This window comes from Rheinheimera sp. F8, assembly GCF_001518915.1.
Window position 1 is genome coordinate 1,172,396 of the sequence record NZ_CP013656.1, and the last position, 16,033, is coordinate 1,188,428.

Below are 16,033 nucleotides of genomic sequence, written 5' to 3' on the forward strand. Positions count from 1 at the left end.
TTTTAACGGGTCCACAACAGATGCTGCGGCTGAAAATTCAGGCTGCAGCCGTTGAAAAAGGCTGCCAGCTCCAGCTCAGTAAAAGCATCACTAACGTTTGCCGGTTGTGGTTGTCGCAGCGGCGGGAAGATGCCGTAACCGGCTAACAGACAGTGCCAGGACGTGGCGCCAAAGTGGCTGCCCGATTGCTGACGGCCCTGCTCTTGGCGGGATAGCTCCTGCGCCAAATCGCCCTGACGAAACCACACATCCAAAATTTGCCGCAGTGATTCCGATAACTGCATATTGCTGCTATTGGCGCGCCAGTAATGGCTGTCGCTGCGGCTGCTGAGTTTGTAATGCGCGACGATATAGTCGCGCACCGCCTCAAAGCGCTGATGCACCTGGCGGTTGAATTCGGCTTGTCCTTCAGTAGAAAAATCAGCAAAGCTATCGATAAACTGCTCAATCGAACTTTGCACCAGATGCAGCGCTGTGGCTTCAAGCGGTTCGATAAAGCCTTGCGACAAACCAAGCGCCAGACAGTTTTTCTCCCAGCTGCGCGTCACCTGCCCGACTTTCATCTGCAGATGGCGCGCATTCACCTCACTATCGAGCAAACCCAAATGCTGACGTAATTCCAGCTCGGCGGCGTCTTTGGAGATAAAAGCCGAGCTGTAGACATAACCATTGCCGCTGCGATGGCGCAGCGGTATTTGCCAGGCCCAGCCGTTAGACAGCGCTGTGGCCTTGGTTTCCACCGGTGGAATCGCAAAAGCTTCTGTTGGCAGCACCACAGCCGCATCGTTAAACAGATTGCTGGCAAAAGACTCAAAAGGCACCTGCAGCGTCTGCTGCAATAAGTTGGCGCGAAAACCGGTGCAATCGATAAAAAAATCGGCGTCCAGCGTCTGGACAACTTTACTGTCGCCGTCTGCAATCTCGCCGGTCAGACTGGCAATGTGGCCATCCGGCAATTGATTGACTGCTGTCACAGTCAGCGCCTGATACTGCACGCCCATCGCTAAGGCCTTTTGTTTTAAAAACTGGCCCAATAATCCCGAGTCAAAGTGAAAACCATATTCGATGCGAAACGGGAAATTCGCCGGCGTCAGCGGTGCCAGCTGCTGCGCGGCCAAATAGCCATTGAGCAAGAATTTCTCCGGTGAAGTTTCCACTGCAAGCCCTAGCCGGCGCTTAAAACAATTGCTGTAAAACGCCGTTTCGCTGTGCAGATCCGGCTGAGAAATAAACGGATGGCTGTAGTCGGACCCGAGCCCCATCGCAGCAGCGGCCGGGCTCCAGTTCACAAAACGAATATTGGTTTTGTAAGTTGCCTGACAGGCCGGCATCCATTCGCTGTCGGCAATGCCAAGCTGCTGAAAAAAACGTTTCAGCGATGGCGTCGAACCTTCACCAACCCCAATAATGCCAATGTCGGGGGCTTCAATCAGCGTGATTTGCACCGGTCTTGTCTGTTCAGCCGCGGGCTTTAACCATTTGTGCGCAAACAGCAACGCCGCCATCCAGCCGGCGGTACCACCACCAACGATGGCAAAATGAAACGGAGGCAGGTTGCCACTCATGGCTCAGACTCCGCTGTAGCGGGCGAGAAATTCATCGTGCGACAGCATCTGTGTCAGTGGTTGCTGCTTGGCTTCCTGCACTTTACCAAGCGTGGCCATCAGTTCGCTGGTAGTCGGTACTTTGGCCGCCGGGTGATAATCGCGTGGCATAATGCCCTGCCCCAACATGACCTGGATCCAGCTGGCGTCGCGGAAAATATCGTTGTGATCATTAAACACCTGCGCCGACTCGCGAAACAGCGCCATTTTTTCCTGCAGCCGCGCTGGCACCGCCATATTGCGCATATCGCGCCAGAACCCGGAATCATCACGTTCATTGGCATGGTAATGCAGGATGATAAAATCACGGATGGTTTCAAATTCCTGTTTGGAATCGGCGTTGTAGTAGTCAACCACCGCATCGCTGATGCCCTGATTCGGGAACACTTTTAACAGCCGCACAATACCAGACTGGATCAAGTGAATACTGGTCGATTCCAACGGTTCGAGGAAGCCACTGGACAGGCCAATGGCGACGACATTTTTCGCCCATTGGTTGCTGGTCCGGCCGGTTTCAAACGAAATTTTGCGCGGCTCGGCCAGTGCTTTGCTGTCGAGGTTGCCCATTAACGTACTGTAAGCTTCGTCATCGCTTAAATAGGCGGAGCTATAAACAATGCCATTGCCGTTACGATGGGTCAGCGGAATGCGCCATTGCCAGCCGGCTTTATGCGCAATGCTGCGGGTGTAAGGCAAGGTCTTGTCAAAACGCTCACTGGGCACCGCTAAAGCGCTGTTGGCCGGCAGATATTTGGCCCAGGATTCATATTGCACACCGAGCGTCTGGCGAATTAACAACCCACGCAGGCCGGTGCAATCAACAAACAAATCGCCGTGGATTTTGCGCCCATCTTTCAGTTGCAGTGCTTCGATATCACCGGAGATACCATGTTGCTGCACCGCTTCAATCATGCCTTCGGTGCGTTTAACGCCAGCACTTTCTGCCATTTTTCGCAGAAACTGACCGTACAACGCTGAATCAAAGTGATAGGCATAAGGCATTTCGTACACCGGATTCGGTGTTTTGATGATATTAAATTTGCCGGCTTCGCAGCTCAGATAGTTTAAATCGTAGTCCCACAAGGATTGGGGCAAACCGGCTGCGCGGGCTCGCAGCCAATAATGCTGGAAATTACAAAAACCCAGGCTGGCGCCAGGTGCGCCGAACGTGTGGTAATAGCTCTCGCCCGGCTTGCGCCAGTTTTCAAATTTAATCGCCAGTTTCATCGTGGCGTGGGTGTCACGTAAAAAGGCTTTTTCATCAAGGCCAAGGTACTGGTTAAAAATCTGGATAGGCGGAATAGTTGCTTCGCCAACGCCGACAATGCCGATTTCTTCTGATTCAACCAATTCAATCTCGACGCTGTCCGCCAGCACTTTTTTCAGCAGTGCCGCTGTCATCCAGCCAGCCGTACCGCCACCGGCAATCACCACTTTACGGATTGGTTTGCCGGCTGAACCGGTTGCAGGTGTTTGATGCATAACAACTCCGTTGCAAAATAATATATGGGTCTGGACTCTGCCATCTAAAGTAAAGCCTAGACCAATACATTAAAAAAAGGCCTCAATACCAATAACTTATTGAGGCCTGCTACACAAGTCAGTTCACGAAGGGCATCGCCTGACCTGTGCCTCTACCGGGTCGCTTATCAATAAAACGCGTAGTTCACGTTCAACATGTAGGTTGGACCAAACTGGCGACGGGTGGTGACAATGCCGTCATCGTTGACCGTTTCTTCGTCGACATCAGTCAGGTTGGTGCCCTGCAGTGAAACGCGCAGACCGTGCAGCGAGGTGAAATTGCTTTCAGAGAAGTCGTAACTGATTTGCGCATCCACCAGCGTCACGCCATTACGGCTCGCAGTAGAAATTTTGTTCGAACCACCGCGCTCGTAGGTCAGGAAGTCAGAACGGTCAGTCCCGGCTACCCGCACTTCGAAGCCATTTTTCTCGTAGTACGCCGTTAACGAGAACATTTTGTCAGACTGGCCAGGGATCCGGCTGCCGTCATTCAGTTTCGCGTCAATTAACGTGCCTGACGTGGCCACACCAAAACCTTCCAGCAGGTCCGAGAACTTGCTGAATGGCACGTTGGCGGTCACTTCGACACCATGCACACGGCCGGTCAGACCATCTTCAAAGTAAGAGAAATAACCATAATTCGGCGGTGTGACTTTCGCGCCGGCAGCGTAGAAGATGTCTGCCGGGCCATAGTTACCGGCCTGGTCAATGATGCGGTCATGGAAGCCAGGGATAAAATAGTTGGCGCCACTGTTGGTTTCATCATTGGTGAAGTTCAGCAGTTTGTTGCCGTCACGGGTCCAGTTCACTAAGTCTTTGTAGAAGGCTGTGACAGACAGGTAACCTTCTTCCTCAAAGTAGCTTTCAAATGCCAGGTCGAAATTGTTGGCTTCCAGTGGTTTTAACAGCGGGTTACCGGCAAATTTTGACCATGGCGAACCGTAGGTTTCCACTGCAGCAGTGCTGTTTGGAATAGCAATCAGGTCGATGTTCTGGTCGAACTTAACAAAACCGGATGCTTTCATCTGGTCGATACGGGCACGGCTGATGGTTTTGTTGGCGGCAAAACGGACGAAGTTATTGTCCGACACTTCCATACTCAAGTTCAGGCTTGGCAGCACGTGGCTGTAGCTGTCGCCCTGTTCGGTGATACAGTCTGCATCGACTTGTTTGTCGCTGTTGTCATCACAGACTGCAAAATTGGCACCCACTACTCCAATGAAACCGCTGGAAGACTGATCCGTTTTGACGTACTGCATACCGACATTACCGGTTACCGGCAGGCCAGCAAACTGCGTTTCAAAATCCGACTTGAAGTAAAGGGTCGTGACTTCTTCATTCACTTCGTAAGAATCACCCAGACGATCCGGCTCTAACAAGCCTGCGTCATTCAGTTTATAGGTGCCGTCGTTGTATGGCGCGAAACCATCATAGGCAACGACCTGGCCCAGACCCGCCCAGCTTAAATCCGCCAGACCGTTGTATAAGTACTTGGCTGGAATAGCAGTGGAGAACGGATATGATGTCGCCGTCGCGAAGAAACCTTTGTTATCTTTGTCTTTGAAACGATCAGAATAATTCACGCCAACCGTCAGTTTGTTAAAGATACTGAGTTCGATGTTACCCACACCTTCTAAGCGGTAGGTTTTCAGTTCTTCACTGAAATCGGCGTAGTTCAGGAAGCCATCCTGTGCGTTGAAGTAGCTGTACGGGTCGCCGTTTGCTTGTTTCACGTTGGTGGCAAACTGGCTGGCAATATTCGCCATACCACCGCCCCACACCTGTGGACCGGTCAGTTGCAATGCTTTGGCATCAGAGAAAGCGCCAAGGCCAGTCAGTTTGGTGAAGAACACACCGTCCGGGCTCATAGTGAATTCACGTGAACCTAACTGCGACGAGTTCAGAGCGCCGGAGCGGGCTAAACCGGCATAAGACTCACCGCGTAAATCGCGTTTGCTGGATTCGCTGCTAGCCAGGTCTAATTCAACTTGCCAGTCATCATTCAGCTGATATTCGACGTTCAGACCAAAAGTCTGCAAATCACCGTCTTTTTTCAGCGGGTCGGTGCGCAGTACCGGATTGGCGCCCACTTGCGTCCCTTTGGTACTTGTACCGCTGCCCGTCACGTTGGCCGATGAAAACGGTTCAATAAAACCGCGCAGTACACCCGAGTCGGAATAATCGATATCCAGCACGTCAAACACAATGTTCAGTTTCTCGTTTGGCTGATACTGCAGCACGGTCGAAATAGTATCGCGCTCGAGCTTGGTGCTGATTGACGCGATGTCCAGACCTGTTGGCAATACCTGACCAGCCGCATTAGCGCTGTAGCCCCAGACACCGTATTTACGCTGGTTGTTTGGTGATTCCGTCGATGCCAGTGCCACAGCAAGACCTAAGGTGTCATCGGCAAATTTCTCGACAAAAGACAGCGCGTAACGTTTGCCTTTGTTATCAAATTCCGGGTTGTCAGAATCACGGCTATTCGATTCGTAGTTACCGTTCACGGTCAGCGTTTCTTTCGCCTGCAGTGGACGCACTGTGCGTAAATCGACGGTACCACCAATGCCCTGCACCATCAGTGTCGCATCTGTGGTTTTGTAAATCGTGGCGCCGGTCATGATTTCTGACGGGTACAGATCGTATTCAACACCGCGGTTGTCGCCGATCCCGATTAGTTCACGGCCGTTTAACGAGGTACCGGTGAAATCTTCTTTAAAGCCGCGCACCGAGATGCCGGAGGTGCGGCCGCCAACACGCTCACCGGCCAGGCCTGGCAACCGCGATAAAGATTCCGCAATCGATGAATCCGGTAACTTACCAATGTCTTCTGCTGAGATGGCTTCGACAATGGATGAGTTATCCATTTTTTCCGCCTGAGAACGGATCAACGAGCCGCGAATACCGCGCACTGCGATCACTTCGACTTCTTCACCAGATTTCGCCTGAGTGGCGGCAGCTTGTTGCTCTGCCGCGGTTGCAGACACCGACCAGATGGCGGACGAGACTGCGAGTGACAGTAACGCGGGTTTAAATAGTTGTGTTCTCATTTGGTTATCCCTTGTCGATTTGTGTTGCTTATAAGTGTGTTGTGTTTACTTAGATCTATCACTGCCTACGCGGCCAGGGCCTGAACAGTTTTGCACCGCCGCCGATGCTGCTGACTTTGTTGACCGCACCTTGCCATCAGCATCATGTTTAGCCAACCTTAATCGTTTAAGTTGCTTCGGCAAAAAAACAACATACTCAGCGTCACTGGATGTTGTTTTTATGCTTCAGTAATTTTGCAGCGTATGCGTCAAATACTTTCAACTTAATCGTTTTAGATCATCTAAAAAAAACAGTCAAGCCTGTTCGTAAAATAATCAGATAAAAATTTGAACTTTTTAAAATTGACTGCATTGAATCATGGCTTTGGCCACAGCCCGGACCACTTTGTTGATCTCTGACTTTAATGAGCTGGAGCTGACGGTTCAGCAATGTTGATTTTGAGCTGCTCGACTGTCTGCAGTTGATAACGGGTTTTCAGCAGAGCTATTTCACTTTGGTATTGCAGGAGAAACAGATCAAAGCGTCGCAACAGGTCGCCATGATCGCGGCTGGATAAATGAAATCCGACACTGGCGAGTGGCAGCCATCGGCCAATCTCCACAGCATCAGGCTGTCCAAGCTTGTTGAGCAAATGCCTGGCGACATGCCATTCGACATCGGCCGCATCCACGCGTTTTTTCAACAGCATTTGTAAGGCTGCAGTTGCATCGCTGACTTCAACCAGATTAAAGCTATAGTTTTGCTGCACGGCCAGCAGGTGGTCCGGGGTAAACCCGCGCGGAATAGCAATAGACCGGATAGCAGATAACTCTGTGTCCCCTTCCCCGCGCCGAACCACCGTAGAGCCAATAATACCGGTGAATGACTGACTAAAATACAGCGGTTGCGGCTCACCTTTGGCACTGTGCCACTGTGGATTGTCCGGATACACCAACTGGCAATCCGGATTATCCTGTAACCGCTTGACCGGCAGTGACAACAAGATGATTTTCACTCCGGTTTTAGCCGTAAAAAGAGCAAACAAATCAGCAGCATAACCACGACCTGGCAGATCACTGAAATCATAATGCGGGTAATAATCGATATTCTGCACGCAGATGCGCACTGATTCAGCACGGGCCGGCAACACGGCGCCTACCAACAACAACCATATGAGCAATCTGAATATCGTCATCAACGGACCTACCTAATCAGCGACCGCAGCCCATTGGCTGATAAAGTCCGGTACAAAAGGCCGCCCGCGGGCATTCAGCGCGGTGCCGGTGATTAATGCGTCCAGCATTAGTTTACCGTCACTACTGCGCAACACTTGCTGGCGAAAACCAAAGCGTACTTTAGACACCGGCTGATATTCGACTGTGACGATAAAACGATCGCCGCTTTGCAGCGATGCTTTGTAATCCATCTCAGAGCGGATCACCACCAGGTTAATTTTTTCCCGGGCCAGGGCGGCAAAATCAACACCCCGTGATAACAAATACTCGTGACGGGCGTGCTCCAGATAGTGAAAATAGACGGCATTGTTGACGATGCCCTGCATATCACACTCATAATCCCGCACTTTAAAATCCAGCGTAAACAAGTCGCTCATCAATATTATTTCCCTATCTATGCCAAACCTGGCTGTAATCAACGATTTAGCTGGTCGCCTAACAGACTTTCCAGACAATGCTCGCTGACGCCATAAAACTGCTTCAGTGCGCTGACCTGCGCCAACACCGCCTGTTGGCTGGCCGCTGACAGTGGCGTCTGGCGCTTAATCGCCAGGATCATTTTGTTTTTGCTGGTGTGTTCCAGCGCAATAAATTCAAACACCTGGGTATCGTAACCATGCGCTTCCAGCAGCAGCGCCCGGATGCCGTCTGTCAGCATTTCCGCTTCCTGGCCGAGGTGGATGCCATGTTGCAACAACGGTGATAACACGGCCGGACTATGCATCTGCGGCCGGACTTGCTTATGGCAACAGGGTGAACACATGATCACCGCGGCGCCGGCGCGGATCCCCATATGGATAGCATGGTCGGTAGCCGTATCACAGGCATGCAGCGCAATCATTACATCGAGGCCGGTACTTTGATAATGCTGCACATCGCCCTGCTCAAAGCGGATGCCGCTTTGGTTTAGCCGCGCCGCCGTGGTGTTACATAAATCCACCAGACTCTGGCGTAATTCGACACCAATCACAGCGCCCTTTATGCCAGTCTGCTGCAGATAATGTGCGATGGCAAACGTCAGATATGCTTTGCCAGACCCAAAATCAGCTACCTGCAGTTCCGGCCGCTGTACCAGACCACTCTCTTTCAGCGCTCTGGCAAAAATCTCGATAAACTTATTGATCTGCTTCCATTTTTTTTGCATGGTCGGCGCGATTTGGCCATCACTGCCATTGATACCCAGTTCGCGTAAAAATGGCGCCTGCGGGTCAATCCAACGTTGTTTTTCGCGGTTGTGCTGCTGTGGTTGCAGCTCTTGCTGCAGATTCGTTTTGCGTTTATTCAGCAGCACTTTGCCTTTTTTCGACATCGTCAGCTGGATCTCAAAGCCGTTACATTCCAGCAATGCCGCTTTAAATTGGGGGCCGAGCCATTCGCGCAGCAACGGTTGCAACGCTTGCAGCGACAGGTTTTTCGTCTGGTCAAAAGTTTTGTTTTCAAACAACACACTGAGCTGGGTGCCGGTTTTTAATAAAATCGGCCGGATCTGCAGCCGTTCCAGCTCCGCCTGTGGCCCTTCATAACGGGATAACACCAGACGCAGCAGCTGGTTTTGTGCAAATGCTGCAGAAAACTGCTGAATGAATTCAGACAGCTCAAAAGAAGTATCGGCTTGGGTCATCGGTATTATCCTGCAAATTGACCGCGGCTGAACAGCAGCTCTGCGCGCTCAGCAATCGCTTAAAGCCGCGCAGTATATCAGAAGGCGTCAGGTTCAGCGCGGCGGCGCTACGGTGATCTCCCGCTGCACCGCCGGCATGCTAAACCAATAAGCGGTCTGTTGCAGCGGCGTGTTGGCCGGCAATAATGGATTGTCCAAATGAAACACTAACGACTGGGCGAAACGACTAAGCGGAAACACCTGGCGGGCAATTTGATGCTGCTGTAAAAAACGCAATAACTCACCGCTTTGCGCCAATTGTTCCAGACCCTTTTCCAGTCGGCTGGCCAGCGTGTAATTATCCTTTTTGACAAAAAAGTACATGGCAAAAGGGTAATGCAATAACACGCTGCTGCTGAATTCCAGATCCGGGTATTGCAACTGAAAGGCTTTTTGCTCGACCGGGCCTTCAAAAATGCTGCGCGGGAAATAGTCACAACGCTCGCGGCGCAGCATTTCCAGCATCTGATCATGCCGCTCCGCGGTGATCACCTGCAGACCTGCGGCCCGCATGATGTCCGTGTCAGGCCATAATTCACCCTGACAAGCCGTCAGCCGCTTCAACTCGGTAAACTCGCTGATTTGCGCAAACGCCAGCCGGTCTACTTTACGGATCACAAATCCCCGCCAGCCAAGGCCCCCGCCAAGCAAAGGCACACGTACCGGTAACAGGTCACGCTCTAACTCCGGTGATGTACCGAAGTGATGTACATCAATAAAATCCTGTTTCATCAGCAAGTAACGGTAATCACCCAGCGGCGGCGGTGGCACCAGCTCCAGCCTTGCTGCGCCATATTCGGCGGCAGTGCGGTCGAGCACCAGCTGCAATAATTCGCGGTAATACACCACGCTGGCTTCTGCATTGGATTGCAGTCCGAGGATGCGGAGCGTCTGGACTGGTGCGGCGGCGAGCAATGGACTGCACAGCAGGATCAGGGCACATAAAAATCGCATCAAAAACTCCGGTTCACCATCCTCAGTTACTATAGTGGAGGCCATTGACAGCCGGCAAGCGACTCGCTCTGGTGGTACGTCTGTGCTGACCCTTTACAAAGCCGGACACCCTCGTTAGCATGCGGCGGGACCGGCATCGTTCTCTCGCCAGTGCTGGCATATAAGGATCAATATGTTACGTCAAATTATTCTCATCATGCTGACCAGTCAGCTGCTGGCCTGTGCCAGTATCAGCAAAAACGAATGTTTGTTGGGCGACTGGTATAGTCTTGGCGTCAACGATGGCAAAGCCGGTGAGCTCAGCAGTAAATTCCGTGAATATCAAAAAGACTGCGCCAAGCATGGCGTCACCCCAGATTTTAAAACCTATCAGCAGGGCCATAGCCAGGGCTTGGTTTTTTTCTGCGATTTTCCGCATGGCGAAGCCTGGGGGCGTGCCGGCAAGGATTACAACACCGCTTGTACCGGGCCGATGGAACCGGCATTTCGCAGTGGTTTTCAGCAAGGGCAACGCTGGTATAAAGCGAAAAAAGTGGTCGACGATATCGCCATGGCCATCAATGATCTGCAAAACCGCAATCTGACGCTGCGGGAAGATATTTATGCGATAAATCAGCGCATCGCCGTCGAACAAAACGCTTCGGCCCGGGCGGCGCTGTTAAATCAGGCCGACCGGCTGCGCTATCAGATGGAAGGCTACAATCAGGAAATCGGCCGGTTGCAGATCCGCATGGCGCAGGCAGAAGCCAATTTCGCGCCGCTCAATCGCTGATCCTCTGGCACGTACACCGCGTCAGGGTCTGGCACTTTGTTGCTGATACAGCTCAGACTGTTGATAACGCAACCAGCCCCACTGGTTAATCAGCTGTTGGGCGCGCTGCTGATCTGCGGCAGATAGCTGATCAAAATCCTGCCATGGCGCTTGATCATTGCGACGGAAATGTTGCTGACGAAAGTCATACAGCATCCGCCCATCGGCATCCACTCTGGCGATTTGTTGCGGCGAACGCACCAGCCCGACCACCTGCAATACCGCGTCCTCGGTCGCTGGTGGCGTTACGTCTTGCGCCGTAGCCAGGATGAGTGGCGCCAGATCGGCATGACCCAGTACCTTCGGATAACTGACCTGGCGATTGCTGACCAGCACCACGCGGGTTTGGGTATCATTCAGCTGATGGCCGTGCCCGAGAAAACCGTCGTCGAACAAGGACTCGCCATGGTCCGAGGTATAAAACTGCGTGCTCTGTCCGGCAATCCCCTGCTGTTGCATCAACTGCTGCAGCTGCCCAATCAACCAGTCCGCATTGGCCACGGAGTTGTAATAACTCAGTTGCAACAGCGCCTTATTTGCCGGTTGCATTTGTTGGCGATTGATCGCCCGCTTGGTCAGTAGCGGTAACATTTCCTGATGATGATACGGATAATGCGCAGCCTGCACATTCAGATAAAAAAACTGTGGCTGTTGCCAGTTGACCTCAGCAAACCGCTGCTGCAGCTGGCGCAATAAGCGTTGTTCACTCAGACGCAGTGCACCGGCATTCAATGACGGGTCCAGCCGGTCTGACAGCGCCGAATCAGCATCAAAATAATACTGACCTTTGCGTTTTAACCGCGCGCTGGTCAGCACGTCGCCAAAGCGTTCCGCCTGCGCCGACAACACATTGATCTGATATCCGCGCGCCTGCAGCGCGTCTAATAAATTCTGTTGTGGCGGATGATAACTGAGGCTGCGGTTAAACAACGCTTTGAGCGAACTGGTGGTAAAGCCGGTATGGCTGTAGGCATGCTCACTGTAACTGCCTTGTCTCGCCAACGCTGCCAGGTGTGGCATCACCGCCTGCCCATCCACATTCGCAAACAACGCATCGGCCCGCACACTCTCCAGCACCACTAAAAAAATATGTTGGCCGGCCCGCAGCGGCAATTGCATCAATGCGTCAGCTGAGTGGGCCGGCGGCAACGGCAGATCACCGCCAATACCGTCTTCATCAATGCCATTGCCCGGCACATCCATCGCGCCCGGATACAGGCCGGCATTTAACGGATGGGGATCGGCTTTGCTACCAAGAGCACCATAACCATCAAAATCCACATCGGTCAGCCGGTTCAGCAACTGTGCCAGCACCTGCTGCGATAACTTCTTTTCCAGACCAAAACGATAAGGCTGTGCGGTCGCCACCCATTGCAGCTGTAACGGAAACAGCAGCAACAGCAACAATGCGGTATAACCCCACCATTGCTTTGCATCACTAACCGGTGTTCTGTAGCGGCGAAATGCCAGGTGTATGCAATACAACAAAGCGATGCCCAGCAGCAGAGCAAAAATCACCGGTAACAGATGTTGGCTCAGCTCTGTCAGCACCATGCTGATCGCAGCAAGCACACTGCCACCGCCAAGATTTGCCAACACCTGCCAGTCCAGGTTGTCACCAAAATACTGATATAACTCAGTACCGACCCAGCTGTAACTGCTGTAACTGAGCAGCACAAACAGCGCGAACCACAAATGACTGCGGCTGCTGGTCTGAAACCGGCACAGCAGGTTGTACAGCATAAATGCACAGGTTAACGCAGTGAGATCGGCCAGCCAGCCGGCAAAGACATAAAGCACACGTTCTGAAGTCAGCGTAAAGCTATGGGGCTGTAAAAAGCCCCCGCCACTGAATAGCTGATATTTATGCTGCAGAAGTGCCAGTTCCAGCACAGAACACAACAGGCTTAAGCCCAGTAACAACCAGACAGAACGACGATCAGGACGTGGCAACAACCAGGACAACAGAAAAACCTTGTGAAAAGACCAGCAATCAGAAGAACTGCCAGTATGCCCGCTGCATCAGCGCACTGCAACGCCCGACCGTTCAGTGCGCATAATGATAAATAATCTCCAGCAATTCGATCGGTGCCTGCTCCTCGTCAGAGGCAAACTCAATGACAATATCAAAATCGTCGCGATACAATTGAAAGCGGTCACCATAATCCTGCATGTCCGGAAATGCCAGCCGGAGTCCGGCTTTGCTGACCGGAATTTGCAGCGCTTTTAACAGTTGCGGAATTTGGTCGGGTTCTCGCGGATTGCGTACAATCGGCGTTGTCACTTTGAGCCGGCTGATGTTGTCTTTATTGATTAACACATGCAGTTGTGTGGTCGGCATCCACCAGATTAGATTGCGGCGCTGCGCCAACTGATGCACGCGTAAATTCGGTAGCAGTTGGCTGGCCAGCGGTTGCTGACGAAGATTACGGACATTCACCGATTCAACAAATGTCAGCACATCAGTCAGCACCGCTTGTTGTAACGGGCTTTTCACTACCGGGTCGGGCTGGGCACTCAGGCGGAAACCAGTCAGCAGTGCGGTATTTTTATCAACAGATTCAGGATTAAACTGTTCAAACTTCACACTCAGCTGCTGGGTCCCGAGCTGACGCCGCCATAATAACGCGGATTTTTTTTGCCAGGAACCGAGCTGCAAACCTGCCCGGACCATATCTTGTTTATAAGGTACTTTGCCATCAATCAACCAGAGTTTCTCGTCAAACTCCGGATGAAATTCCAGTAAATTCCGGCCGACGCCGCTGAGGATTTCGCTGTCGGTAAACACAACTTTGACCAGTGGATCCAATAATACCCAGAGCCGGCGGCCATAACCAAGCAACCTGGAACCATCCTGCAACATCAAATCGGCGGAAGGAGTGCCCCACAATGCCTGCACTTGTCCGGCCGTCATTTTCGGTTTTACTCCCATCGCGCCTTCAGTCAGGGACACATGCATATGGGGCGGTACGACGACTTTGTATTCCGACTCCGCGCGAGCAAACGCTACGACAGTATTGACGGACGTTTTTATTTCCAGCGTGCCCATATTCTGCCGGATCCCACCAGTTTCAGAGCTGGTATCTGATAACGCATCATTGCCATCACAGAAGCGAAACATCTCCAGCTGCACGTGCACTTCAGAATTGCTGCCCGGCGCTTTAAATTCCGACTGTTTCAGCTGTTGTAATAACACGGCATCAAAACGGCGCGCGCTGGCATTCTCACGGATTTGTTGTAAATAACGGGCGACTTCAGGCACATCGCGTAACTGCGAAAACCGCAGCAGATTGCTGTTGCGAACCCGTAAGGTCGTCTTCAGCGGGATCACCTCTTCTTGCTTGCACTCCGGCAGAAATTCGACAATTGGCGCCAGGCTTTCAGCCTGCAGCGGCAAGCTGCTCAGTAGCAACAATGTCAGCAGTGTCCAGCAGCAGTGCATCCGGGCTCCCATTCGCGAAGTAACTTCAATAAAACATTGTTTTAACATATCTCTAAACATGACACGATGCAAGCTGCCGATCATGCCAGCGACTGAGCAGTAACAACGCCAGCACTGCGCCGAGTAATGCAAAGGCCATATCAGCTTGCGTATCCCAGGCATAACCCTGGGTGCCAAGAAATTCATCGGCGCCCTGCCCTAACATCACTGCAGCGGCCCATTCAATGAGTTCATAACCGGCACTGATCGCCAGCACGATACAGAGCAACAAAAACTGCAACATCTTTTTGCCTTGTACATAACAGCCACGCAGCAGGATCTCCCGGGCGGCAAGAACCGGTACAAAACCTTGCATCAAATGGCCAATTTTGTCGTATGGGTTACGGTCCAGCGCAAACCAGTCCATTAGCCAGAAGCCAAGCGGCACCCGGGCATAAGTGTAAGCACCGCCGAGGATTAATACAGCGGCATGCCACAGGATCAGGCTATACAACAAAGGGGTCAGCGGATAAGACTGCCGGCTGCGCCACAGCAACGGCCACACCAGCAACACCGGGAAAATTTCCAACAGCCAGGTCGTCCGATCAAAGGGTGCCCAACCGGACCACAACAGCAGGATCGCCAACAAGGCCGAACCAGCGGAAAATTGCATTGCAGAAATCATTAATCACCAATATCAGCTATTACTGAATCAATGTAAGCAGTTACAAGACTGCGGTAAAGCCTTCTTAGAGGTAAATTTTGTTAAATAATGGATAAATATTGAGTTTTTTTCTGATACGAAGCGTGTAATAGCGGCATCCACCACAGGATGCCGCCGCCGCTTGCCGGCGTTGGTTCTAATGCGCCGCGAGATGTAGCCTGTTAACCGGCAGTTCGTTGCCAGGTACTCAACTGCCTGGGCGAACAAAACACATGCGGCAGACCAGAGACCGGATCAATAAACTGCAACTGCTGCGCCAGCAGCTGCAGAGGGCCGGCCAGTACAACCGTTTTGCTCAGTAACTGCGGATAATAAGGGTCAAATAAAATTGGACAACCAATGGCCTGCATATGCAGACGCAACTGGTGCGTTTTTCCGGTATGCGGAGTCAGCTGAAATAACCCAAGTTGCTCGCGACGGTCAAGCAGTTGCAGCGTCGAATGCGCATTCGGTTCACCGGGAATAATGTGCATCAGAAAACGTGGCTGACTTTTTTCGATACGGTTATGCAATTCAAATTGCTGTGGCAACACAGTATCACGCAGACTGTCTGGCAACTGCGCCACGGCTTGGTAACTCTTTGTGATTTGCCCGCTGGCAAACAACTGGTAATACGCCGGCCGGCTTTGTGGATCCAGCGAAAACAACACCAGTCCTGCCGTGTCCCGATCTAAACGGTGTACCGGGGCAATGTCGTCCAGACCGGTATCGCGGCGCAGCCGTTCCAGCAGACATTCATTAACAAACTCTCCGCCAGGTATCACTGGCAAGCCATGTGGCTTACAAGCCAGCAGGATATGTTCATCCTGATACAGGATCTGATGTGCAGCCGCGACAACAGGTTCGGCCGTCACTTCACGGTAGTAGCATAAGCGCCGGCTCGGCAGAAATGGCGTCTCCATCGTGACCTGCTCACCACTGTGCCAATGCATTTTGCCATCGCAAAAACGTGCCGCCCAGATCTCCGGTGCGATACGCGGAAATTGGCTACAGACGAATTGAAACAGGTTGTCCCAGCCCTGATTGATGGGTGGTAAGGTAATTTCGGAAGGCCGGGCTGCTCTGGACATGAT

At 52.1% G+C, this 16,033-nt stretch carries 12 protein-coding genes; 1 reads left to right on the forward strand and 11 read right to left on the reverse strand.

Annotated elements, in window-relative coordinates; all coding sequences use genetic code 11:
• Positions 1-2 precede the first annotated feature (2 nt).
• The 7 genes from ATY27_RS05350 to ATY27_RS05380 form a co-directional block, all read right to left on the reverse strand.
• Positions 3-1,565: a tryptophan halogenase family protein gene (locus ATY27_RS05350; protein ID WP_208930834.1), complete on the reverse strand. Its 1,563-nt coding sequence runs from the start codon at positions 1,563-1,565 to the stop codon at positions 3-5.
• A 3-nt stretch (positions 1,566-1,568) separates the two neighbouring features.
• Positions 1,569-3,086: a tryptophan halogenase family protein gene (locus ATY27_RS05355; protein WP_208930833.1), complete on the reverse strand. Its 1,518-nt coding sequence runs from the start codon at positions 3,084-3,086 to the stop codon at positions 1,569-1,571.
• A gap of 167 nt (positions 3,087-3,253) precedes the next feature.
• Positions 3,254-6,175, reverse strand: a complete 2,922-nt coding sequence (locus tag ATY27_RS05360) for a TonB-dependent receptor (RefSeq protein ID WP_208930832.1) — start codon at positions 6,173-6,175, stop codon at positions 3,254-3,256.
• 401 nt (positions 6,176-6,576) lie between these two features.
• Positions 6,577-7,350, reverse strand: coding sequence for a hypothetical protein (locus ATY27_RS05365; RefSeq protein WP_208930831.1), 774 nt, complete (start codon positions 7,348-7,350; stop codon positions 6,577-6,579).
• A gap of 12 nt (positions 7,351-7,362) precedes the next feature.
• Complete coding sequence (locus tag ATY27_RS05370; RefSeq protein ID WP_244151284.1) at positions 7,363-7,767, reverse strand: acyl-CoA thioesterase; 405 nt, start codon at positions 7,765-7,767, stop codon at positions 7,363-7,365.
• Positions 7,768-7,805: 38 nt separating this feature from the next.
• Entirely contained in the window at positions 7,806-9,011 is a 1,206-nt protein-coding gene (locus tag ATY27_RS05375) for an SAM-dependent methyltransferase (protein WP_208930829.1), read from the reverse strand.
• A gap of 93 nt (positions 9,012-9,104) precedes the next feature.
• Positions 9,105-10,004, reverse strand: a complete 900-nt coding sequence (locus ATY27_RS05380; protein ID WP_208930828.1) for a hypothetical protein — start codon at positions 10,002-10,004, stop codon at positions 9,105-9,107.
• A gap of 172 nt (positions 10,005-10,176) precedes the next feature.
• Between ATY27_RS05380 and ATY27_RS05385 the strand changes: the two genes are divergently transcribed.
• Complete coding sequence (locus ATY27_RS05385; protein ID WP_208930827.1) at positions 10,177-10,776, forward strand: DUF2799 domain-containing protein; 600 nt, start codon at positions 10,177-10,179, stop codon at positions 10,774-10,776.
• A gap of 21 nt (positions 10,777-10,797) precedes the next feature.
• Here ATY27_RS05385 and ATY27_RS05390 read toward each other — a convergent pair whose 3' ends face one another.
• The 4 genes from ATY27_RS05390 to ATY27_RS05405 form a co-directional block, all read right to left on the reverse strand.
• Positions 10,798-12,780, reverse strand: a complete 1,983-nt coding sequence (locus ATY27_RS05390; protein WP_208930826.1) for a sulfatase-like hydrolase/transferase — start codon at positions 12,778-12,780, stop codon at positions 10,798-10,800.
• A gap of 82 nt (positions 12,781-12,862) precedes the next feature.
• Positions 12,863-14,305 (reverse strand): hypothetical protein, encoded by a 1,443-nt coding sequence (locus ATY27_RS05395; protein WP_208930825.1) that lies wholly within the window; start codon positions 14,303-14,305, stop codon positions 12,863-12,865.
• Between the two features lie 4 nt (positions 14,306-14,309).
• Positions 14,310-14,909 carry a DUF2238 domain-containing protein gene (locus ATY27_RS05400; protein ID WP_208930824.1) on the reverse strand — a complete coding sequence of 200 codons (600 nt, stop codon included), beginning with the start codon at positions 14,907-14,909 and terminating at the stop codon, positions 14,310-14,312.
• Positions 14,910-15,121: 212 nt separating this feature from the next.
• Positions 15,122-16,030, reverse strand: a complete 909-nt coding sequence (locus tag ATY27_RS05405) for a pseudouridine synthase (protein ID WP_208930823.1) — start codon at positions 16,028-16,030, stop codon at positions 15,122-15,124.
• Positions 16,031-16,033 lie beyond the last annotated feature (3 nt).

Excerpts from the sequence above, each read along its gene's own strand:
- ATY27_RS05380 (WP_208930828.1), bottom strand. The coding sequence starts at position 10,004 with ATGCGATTTTTATGTGCCCTGATCCTGCTGTGCAGTCCATTGCTCGCC.
- ATY27_RS05395 (WP_208930825.1), bottom strand. The coding sequence starts at position 14,305 with ATGTTAAAACAATGTTTTATTGAAGTTACTTCGCGAATGGGAGCCCGG.
- ATY27_RS05355 (WP_208930833.1), bottom strand. The coding sequence starts at position 3,086 with ATGCATCAAACACCTGCAACCGGTTCAGCCGGCAAACCAATCCGTAAA.
- ATY27_RS05360 (WP_208930832.1), bottom strand. The coding sequence starts at position 6,175 with ATGAGAACACAACTATTTAAACCCGCGTTACTGTCACTCGCAGTCTCG.
- ATY27_RS05385 (WP_208930827.1), top strand. The coding sequence starts at position 10,177 with ATGTTACGTCAAATTATTCTCATCATGCTGACCAGTCAGCTGCTGGCC.
- ATY27_RS05370 (WP_244151284.1), bottom strand. The coding sequence starts at position 7,767 with ATGAGCGACTTGTTTACGCTGGATTTTAAAGTGCGGGATTATGAGTGT.
- ATY27_RS05350 (WP_208930834.1), bottom strand. The coding sequence starts at position 1,565 with ATGAGTGGCAACCTGCCTCCGTTTCATTTTGCCATCGTTGGTGGTGGT.
- ATY27_RS05365 (WP_208930831.1), bottom strand. The coding sequence starts at position 7,350 with ATGACGATATTCAGATTGCTCATATGGTTGTTGTTGGTAGGCGCCGTG.
- ATY27_RS05375 (WP_208930829.1), bottom strand. The coding sequence starts at position 9,011 with ATGACCCAAGCCGATACTTCTTTTGAGCTGTCTGAATTCATTCAGCAG.
- ATY27_RS05400 (WP_208930824.1), bottom strand. The coding sequence starts at position 14,909 with ATGCAATTTTCCGCTGGTTCGGCCTTGTTGGCGATCCTGCTGTTGTGG.
- ATY27_RS05405 (WP_208930823.1), bottom strand. The coding sequence starts at position 16,030 with ATGTCCAGAGCAGCCCGGCCTTCCGAAATTACCTTACCACCCATCAAT.